The following is a 7,949-nucleotide window of genomic DNA, read 5'->3' on the forward strand; positions in this document are numbered from 1 at the left end:
TTCACCCGCCCGGGGCTCAGGCCAGCCGGTCTATCGCTACACCTGCCCCCGCATCCGCCGGATCGCCCATTCGGCGGCGGCGGCAAGGAGCAGGGCCCAGAACAGCATCCAGCCAAGCGGGAGCCGTGCGCCATCGTCCGCGCCCTCCGGCGCCAGGCGGCGGATGAGGGGGCGCAGCGAATCCGCGGGGAGCATGCGGCCGCCGGACTGGCTGGCGAGCATGGACAGGCGCGCCCACGCGTCGTCCGCGGGGCCGGCGGCGGCGGTGGCCAGGTAGGCGGCGGAGGGCGCGGCACCGGCGAACGCAAAGGTGTACAGCCCGCTGTCCGCCGGCAGAAAGGCGCCGCGCAGCACGCCGGGACGCGCCGCATCGGCCACGAGGGACACGGTGTCGGCGCGGCGGTTGGGGCGCGTCACCAGCAGCGGCGGCGCGGAGGCGGCGGCGCCGTCCGCGGCGTAGACCACGACCTCGCGGCGCGCGCCGGCCGGGCCGACCGGCTCCGGCACGCGCACCGTCAACGGGCCGCGCGGGGCGGAGGCCAGCCAGTCCACCAGCGCGCGCCAGAACTCGCGGTGCTCCCGCACGCGGCCGGCTTCCATCCGCCACCGCCACGTCTCCGTCAGCCCCAGCGACGCCGCCCGCCCCCGCCCCAGCGGGCGCATGGCCAGCAGCCCCGCGTCGCCGCTCATCGCCGCCATCGACGCACCCGGCCGCGCGCCACCGAAGACGACCGCGCCGGAGCGCACCCGGTCCGCCGGGAGTGGCGCCAGCTCCGGCGGCAGCGCCCAGGTGAGCGACGGTCCGTCCACCGACCGCGCACCCACCCCCTCCACCAGCCCGAACGCGCCAGAGCGCGCCTGCCCGCCCACCAGGAGCACGCCCCCGCCCCGCGCGGCGGCCCAGTCCTGCAGCATCCGCCGGTCGCCGTCGCCGGCGGGGGCGCCATTCAGCAGGATGACGGCGTCCGCGCGCGCCAGCCGCTCGGGCGACAGCCCGGAGCCGCCCTGCACCACGGACTGGCCGCGCCCCAGGTCGAACGCCGTCTCCACCGCCGCGCCGGACTCCTCCAGCGCGCGCACCAGGAACTTCGACTCCCAGTGCGGAAATCCGGCGCGCACCAGCACCCGCGGCGCCCCGGCGGAATCCACCCACGCGCCCGTCCGCGCGCTGGCATCCCCCGCCTGCACAGTCCACTCGCGCCACCCCGGGCGCGGCGGGCGCACGCGAAAGGCGCCCGCGTAGCCGCCGTTGTCGTCCGCCCGCACGCGCAGGCTGTCCAGCACGCCCGTCTCGTCCAAAAGGCGCACCCACACGCTGTCCCCGGGCGCGGCGCGCACGCGAAAGCCGACCGCCGCGGCGCGGCCGGAGAGGGCACGCGCGGGCGCCTGCGCCTCCACCGACGCCGTCCGCGCCGGGAGCACGGCATACAGCGGCGCGCGGCGGGACGCGGCGGCCAGCACCTCCAGCTCCGCCGCGGTCGGCGGCTCGGCGGAGGCGCGGGCGATGGCGGGCGGGGCGCGGCCCACCAGCAGCGAGTCCGTCTGCCGCTCCAGCGCACGGGCGTTCTCGATCCACGCTGGCGCGGCGGGGCCGCCCTTTCCGCGCCAGAGGCCGGGAAGCGCCAGCGCCGCGCCCAGCAGCAGCAGGACCAGCCCGCGAAGGAGGACGGACGCGCTCATCGCGTCAGCGCGTACACGGCCACGTTCACCCCGAACCGCGTGTTGTCGACGGAGTTGAAGCGCTTGTTGCGCGCGTGGTAGTTCCACTCCGACGCGTAGTCCTTGTTGCTGTACAGCACGCCGATGCGGCCGTTGACCTCCACACCGAACAGGTTCTCGTGGATCAGGTTGTCGCCCCAGCCGTTCAGCTCGTGGCTGGTGGTGGGCGGTCCTTCGGGGAACACGAAGAACGAGCGGTACAGCTCGTGGTTGTTGGGGATCTGCTTGAGCGACGACGCGCCGAAGATGCGGCGGATCTCCGCGGTCGCCGTCTTGTGGAATCCCCCGTCCACGTCGTGGTTGTGGTCGTCGATGAAGATGAAGCCGCCGCGCTCCACGTATGCCTTGAGGTTGGCGCTCTCCTGCTGGCTGAAGCGGAGCGGCAGGTGGCCGGTCAGAAAGACGAACGGAAAGCGGAACAGCTCCGGGCTGGCCAGGTCCACCACCGCGCCGGCGGAGGCGACGGGCAGGCCCGTGTACTGCGCCAGCGAGTGCAGGATGTTCGTGGGCACCAGCGGCGCGCTGTTCCAGTCGCCGCTCTCGTACCGCGCCGTGGCGAACACGAACGCGTCCGCCGCCGCGGGCGCGGCCTCCGCCTGCGCCGCCGGCTCCTGCCGCGGCGCGCGGGAGGAGGAGAGGATCGCGGCGGAGGAAAGGAGCGCGACGGATGCGACAGCTACGGACGGTATCCAGCGCGTCCGCCGCGCCCCCTCCGCTCGCTTAGGCTCGCACCTCCCCCAAAACCCCTGGGGGAGGTTGAACTTCGATCGCGCTTCCGCTTGCGCGGGCGCGTCTTCATCACCCCTCCCCCGGGGTTGGGGGAGGGGTCGGCCGCCTTCGCGAGGAACGAGCGAACCGCTGGCCGAGGGAGAGCGCCTCATTGCGGCCTCCCCAGGCGGCGGAAGTACTCGGCCGCGGCGGGATCCGCGGTGGACGGCAGCGGGCGGGCGGCGGCGCCGGCGGGGGGAGCCAGGCGCTCGCGGGCGCGGCGCAGCAGGTCCCTGGCGCGTTCGGTGCGGCCGTTCCCCGCCTCGCCCGCGGCGCGGGAGATGAAGGCGGCGGCGTCGCGGTCCGCCGTGGGCTCACCCAGCACGCGGGCGGCCAGGTTGCTGATCTCCAGCGACGACGCGCGCCCCGCCTTGCGTCCCAGCCCCGCGGCGACGCGATCCAGCTCCGCCAGCAGCGGAAGGAGCGACGCCAGCGCGGCGCCGCCGGAGCGGGCCGCGGGCGCCACGTCATCCATCTTTCCCTGCCCCCGCGCCTCGGAGACGTTGATGGGGTCCACGCGCACGTCGCCGCGCGGATAGGTGCGCTCGGCCTGGTTGAGCGCCTGGATGATCTTGAGCGCCTCGTACTGGTACGGCAGCGCCGTGTCGGGCTTTACCAGGTTCAGCTCCTGCTGGCTGTTCCACATCAGGTTGTGCAGCCGCATCAGGTCGCGGTTCACGTCCAGGATGGCGGATTCGTCGTGCCGGTGCTCGAACTCGCTGATGGCGCCGATCCCGGTGGCCTCCGACGCCTCCTCCAGCACCTGCTCGGGCGTGCGCTCTTCCTCCTCCGCGCCGCCTTCCTCGTGCGCGTGCGTCCCCGCGCTGCCGCCCTGCTCCAGGTAGCTGAAGTCCTGCTCCCCCTGCTGGATGGCGCCTTCCGCCTCGCGCACGTACACCTGCTCGCCCACCACCTCGCGCAGCCGGCTCTGGTGCTGGGCGATCTCGGCGGCGCGCGATTGCAGCTCCTGGCGCGACAGGCGCGGCCGCTCGCGGATCAGCCGCTCCGTCATCAGGATGATCATCCGCTGGCTCATCACCGGGTCCTTGGGCAGCTCCGCCGGAACGCCGATGTCGGTGTTGATCTGGTCCATCTCGTCCGGGCGCGCCACGCGGATGATGCGCGTGCGCGACACGCTTTCGCCCGGCCCCGTGACGTTGTTGCGGTCGCGGGCCACGGCGCGGATGTGCATGATGTCGCCCGGCTGCAGCCGCAGCGTGCCCAGGTCGATGACGAGCTCGCCCGTAGAGGTGCGGCCGTTTCGGGACACGCGCGAAAAGGCCCAGTCGCCCTCCACGAACTCGTACGATTCGCCGCTGCCGCGCGAGTGCGTCCAGTGCAGGTCGAAGCGCCCCACGCCGTAGTCGTCCGCCGCCGTGGCCCGCAGGCCGATGCGCCCCACGCCGGACGCGAGGACGAGGTCCGCCTCCGGCGCCAGCAGCTGCACGTCGGGCGGCTGGTCCGGGAGCGGCGCCAGGGGAACGATGCGCCGGTCCACCACGCCGCCGTCCGCCATGGCCTCCAGCGACAGCCCGCGTGCGTCGGGCGGCATCACGTACTCCACGATCCACTCCCCGCCGTCCCGGCGCACCGGGAGCGACGCGCCACCGATGGCACCCGCCCGCACGCCGTCCCAGCGGTCGGGAAAGCGGCTGCGGATGCGGACGCGGCTCCCCGGGAGCGCGCTGATGGGGTCGTCTCCGCGCCCGTCCTGCGCGGCGATGCCGGCGTACGCGGGGGGCTGCACCGTCCAGCGCAGCTCGTCGAACAGGGGGATGGGCGGCGCCTCCACGTTGGGGAGCGTCTCCGCGCGCACTTCCTGCCACGTGCTGGCGTAGGCGTCCGCCGGGTGCATCCACCGCGTCCACGCCTCCGCTGCCGCACCGGGGAACGCCAGCGCGAACGCCGCCGCCAGCGCCAGCGAACCCCCCAGGATCATCCCCGGGGTCCGCACCCGCGCCGGCGCCACGTCCCGCAGGCCGGTGTCGCGCAGGTGCCGCTCCGCTTCGGCCACGAACGCGCGGCCGACGACGCCGTCCGGCATCGGGTCCGCCAGGTCGAACGCGGTCAGCAGCCGGTTCTGCAGCGCGGGAATGCGTTCCTCCGCCAGCAGCGCGAACCGGCGCGGCGCGGGCGGGCGGACCAGGCGCTGGATGCAGAGCGCCAGCACGCCCCCGCCCAGCGCCACCGGCAGCCAGCGCAGCACCTCGCGCCCCACGGCGCGGATGGGAAGGACGAGGTCGATGAGGACGAGCAGCACGGCGCTCGCGGCAAAGAGCGCGGGCGCCCAGGCCAGCGCGCGCAGCAGCACCGAGCGGCGCCACGCCGCGCGCACGCCGGCGATCAGCCGCTCCGCGGGCGCCTGCAGCGGCCGCCCGGCGATGGGTGGGGATTGGGCGATGGTATTCATGCGGCCGTCCTGCGGCGGCGATAGGCCAGGAACGTTTCGATCAATGCGATGAGGAGCGCGGCGGCCAGCGCCCAGCGGCCCAGCTCGACACCCGCCCCCGCCGCGCCCACGGCGCTCGCCGGGACGGCGGAGGGCCCGCGGCCGCGGAGGATGGCCAGCGCGCCCGGATCCAGCGGCCGGTGCTCCGCCGTCCCCGCGCTGACCTCACAGCCGCGCGTCAATCGCGCCAGCGCCGCGGGGTACTCCGCCTGGAACGGCAGCTCCCCGCCCTCCAGCGCAGTGCCGACGAACACGATGCATCCGCTGCCGAGGCGCCGGGCCGTGGCCGCGGGCCGTCCATCGTCCCACGCGGCGATGGTGCGCGCGCCTTGCGCCGGGCCGCCGGCCTGCACGCGTCCCGCCGCGCCCGCCAGCTCCGTCTCCGCGCCGAACCACATCGTCCCCCCGCCGCGCACCAGGCCGAATCCCCCGCTCCACGGCAGCGCGGCGCGGAGCGGATCGACCGCCGCGCCGGGCGCGACGACCAGCGTGGCGCCGGCGCGGGCGCGCTCCAGCAGCTGGTTCGCGGTGGACGCGGAGGGCGCATCCAGCAGCACGTACACCGAAGCCGGCGCCGCGGGAAGCGCGCCGGACGGGCTCACGCGCGGGCCTTCCATCCCCACCGCCCCCAGCGCCGTAGCGACGAAGCCTCCACCCGGCGCCGCGAGCGTGACCGAGGTCAGCTCCGCCGGGGCCGGCGCGGCGGAATCGGCGGACAGCGCGGCGACGGGAACGCGGGACAGGTCCAGCGTGCCGGGCCAAGCGGCGCGGCGCAGCGGGGCCAGCCCGGGCGTCCACCCCGCATCCGCCAGCGGCGAGATCATCCGCACCCGCACGGAATCCGCCCCGCGCAGCTCCCGCGCGGCGGCGGGAATGGACCGTAGCGCCGCCCCGTAGTCCGCCGTCGCGGCGGAAGGCTCCGCCGCCAGCAGCGAATCGAACAGCCGGGGTGTGATCCGCGCGCGCGCCACCCGGACCGCGGCGGAATCGAACAGCACCAGTTCGCCGTGCGACTCGCCCTCCGCATCCAGCAGCGACCGCCGCGCCTCGCCGACCGCCGCGCGCCAGCCGGCGGCGCCCTGCGCGGAACCCCGGTCCAGCAGCACCACGGTGCTGGTTCCCTCCGGCGCCGGGAGCCAAGCAGGCCGCGCCAGGCCCAGGCCCAGCAGCAGGAGCAGCAGCATCCGCAGCGCCAGCAGCGGCAGGTCCGTCGGCCGGCTGACGCGGACGGCCTTGCGCGGGTCCTCCACCAGGAAGCGCGCGGTGGGCAGGGGCGCGCGGCCGGGCGGACGGCGGCGGATAAGGTGCAGCGCCAGGGGCACCAGCATCGCCAGCGCGCCGGCGATCAGGAAGGCGGGAACGGCCAGGGTCAGCACGCTTACGCCCCCCGCCGCACGTTGGCCCAGGCCACCAGCGCCTCCTCCACCGGCTGCGCCGTCGACAGCGGCACGTACTCCACCCCGCGCTCCCGCAGCCGGTCGGCGATGCTGTCGTAGTACGCGGTCACGCGGCGGACGTAGCCAGCGTCGGACTCGGGCGTGGCGGGCAGCTCGCGGCCGGGCTTCTCCGGATCGAAGAACAATCCCGCGCCGGGCGCCCGCTCGCCGGATTCGGCCGGGGTCAGCACGCGCAGGATGATGACCTCGTCGCCGCGGGCGCGCAGGCGGCCGGCGGAGGCGATCAGCGCGTCGCCGCCGTCGTCCTCCAGCAGGTCGCTGATGAGGATGACGCGCCCGCGCCGCTTCATCGCGCCGCCCACCCGGTCCAGCGCGTCCGCCGCGGCGCCGGTGCCGGCGGGCTTCGCGCGCTCCAGGTGCAGCAGCAGGTCGTGCAGGTGGCCGCGGCGCGAGCGGGGCGGCAGCAGCAGCCGCGGGTCCGCGCCGCTGAGCGCCAGCCCCACCGCGTCTCCCGAGCGCAGCATGAGGTGCGCGAGCGCGGCGGCCAGGAAGGCGGCGTAGCGCGACTTGGTGACGCCGCCCGGCTCGGCGTAGTCCATCGACGCCGACGTGTCGACCACCAGGTACGCCTGCAGGTTGCTGCGCTCCTCGAACTCGCGGACGTGCAGGCGGTCGGTGCGGGCGTAGAGCTTCCAGTCCAGGTAGCGGACGTCGTCGCCCTGCTGGTAGTCGCGGTGCTTGGCGAAGTCTTCACCCGCGCCGCGGTGCGGGGACTTGTGGATGCCGGTCTGATAGCCGCTGACCACCGTCCGCGCGATCAGGTCCAGCCCGCCCAGGCGCTCCAGCAGCTTTGGCGGAAGGAAGTCGGATGCGGCGCTCATCGTCTGGACTCCGGGCGCGTCCGCTGCCTTGTCGCGGAGTGCGTGAGTGCGTGAGTGCGTGAGTGCGGTAGTGGAACTCCAGGACGAGCAATCGTGCGGCCCGCCTCGCCGGGCGAATGAATTCGCGGCAACGACCACACGAAGTCCGCCTTTGCGGACTGGGGGGCCGAGATCGGCACGTTCCGGCGGGCGGTGGCGGCCACCGGACCCGGCGAATGTTCGGCGCCGCGACTGGCAATGGTGCGATCCGCCTTGCCGGGCGAATGAATTCGCGGCAACGACCACACGAAGTCCGCCTTCGTGGACTGGGGGAGCGGGATCGGCACGTTCCCGCGGGCGGTGGCGGCCCCCGGACCCAGGAGCGAATGGATTCGCCGCGGGAAATGCGCGAAACCCGCCTTCGCGGGTTGTGGCCGCGAGTGCCGGGCGCGACGACGAACCACGAGCAGCAGAGAGTAGATTCCTCGGTCGCGCGCGGACGATGGGGTATCGGACAGGGCGGTGCGGCGCTCCCTCGGAATGACAGTGTGGGGCGTGCGGACGCAGAAGCCCCGCGCCGTTTGCGGGGCTTTCCGCTTTTCCAGCCGCGGGTTCACCCGCCCGGGGACAATGCCGGCGGTAACACGGCCGACACCGCGCTCCGTCCGAATGACGCTCGGGTGCGTGCCGACACAGAAGCCCCGCGCAGTTTGCGGGGCTTTCCGCTTTTCCAGCCGTGGGTTCACCCGCCCGGGA

General features: G+C 74.9%; 5 protein-coding genes. All 5 read right to left on the reverse strand.

Annotated features, from left to right (window positions below; genetic code table 11):
• Positions 1 to 36: 36 nt before the first annotated feature.
• The 5 genes from VGC13_RS10000 to VGC13_RS10020 all read right to left on the reverse strand — a co-directional run bounded on the left by VGC13_RS10000 (position 37) and on the right by VGC13_RS10020 (position 7,214).
• On the reverse strand, positions 37 to 1,680 hold the full coding sequence (locus tag VGC13_RS10000) for a hypothetical protein (protein WP_331125104.1): 1,644 nt from the start codon (positions 1,678 to 1,680) through the stop codon (positions 37 to 39).
• Positions 1,677 to 2,282 carry a DUF4159 domain-containing protein gene (locus VGC13_RS10005; protein ID WP_331125105.1) on the reverse strand — a complete coding sequence of 202 codons (606 nt, stop codon included), beginning with the start codon at positions 2,280 to 2,282 and terminating at the stop codon, positions 1,677 to 1,679. The genes VGC13_RS10000 and VGC13_RS10005 overlap by 4 nt, the downstream gene beginning before the upstream one ends.
• A gap of 314 nt (positions 2,283 to 2,596) precedes the next feature.
• A complete protein-coding gene (locus tag VGC13_RS10010) occupies positions 2,597 to 4,897 on the reverse strand; it encodes a hypothetical protein (protein ID WP_331125106.1) in 2,301 nt (766 codons plus the stop codon).
• Positions 4,894 to 6,312, reverse strand: coding sequence for a BatA domain-containing protein (locus VGC13_RS10015; protein WP_331125107.1), 1,419 nt, complete (start codon positions 6,310 to 6,312; stop codon positions 4,894 to 4,896). The genes VGC13_RS10010 and VGC13_RS10015 overlap by 4 nt, the downstream gene beginning before the upstream one ends.
• A gap of 2 nt (positions 6,313 to 6,314) precedes the next feature.
• A complete protein-coding gene (locus tag VGC13_RS10020) occupies positions 6,315 to 7,214 on the reverse strand; it encodes a DUF58 domain-containing protein (RefSeq protein ID WP_331125108.1) in 900 nt (299 codons plus the stop codon).
• Positions 7,215 to 7,949: the final 735 nt, after the last annotated feature.

The sequence above is a fragment of the Longimicrobium sp. genome, from assembly GCF_036399255.1.
In the GTDB taxonomy this organism is placed as follows: Bacteria; Gemmatimonadota; Gemmatimonadetes; order Longimicrobiales; family Longimicrobiaceae; genus Longimicrobium.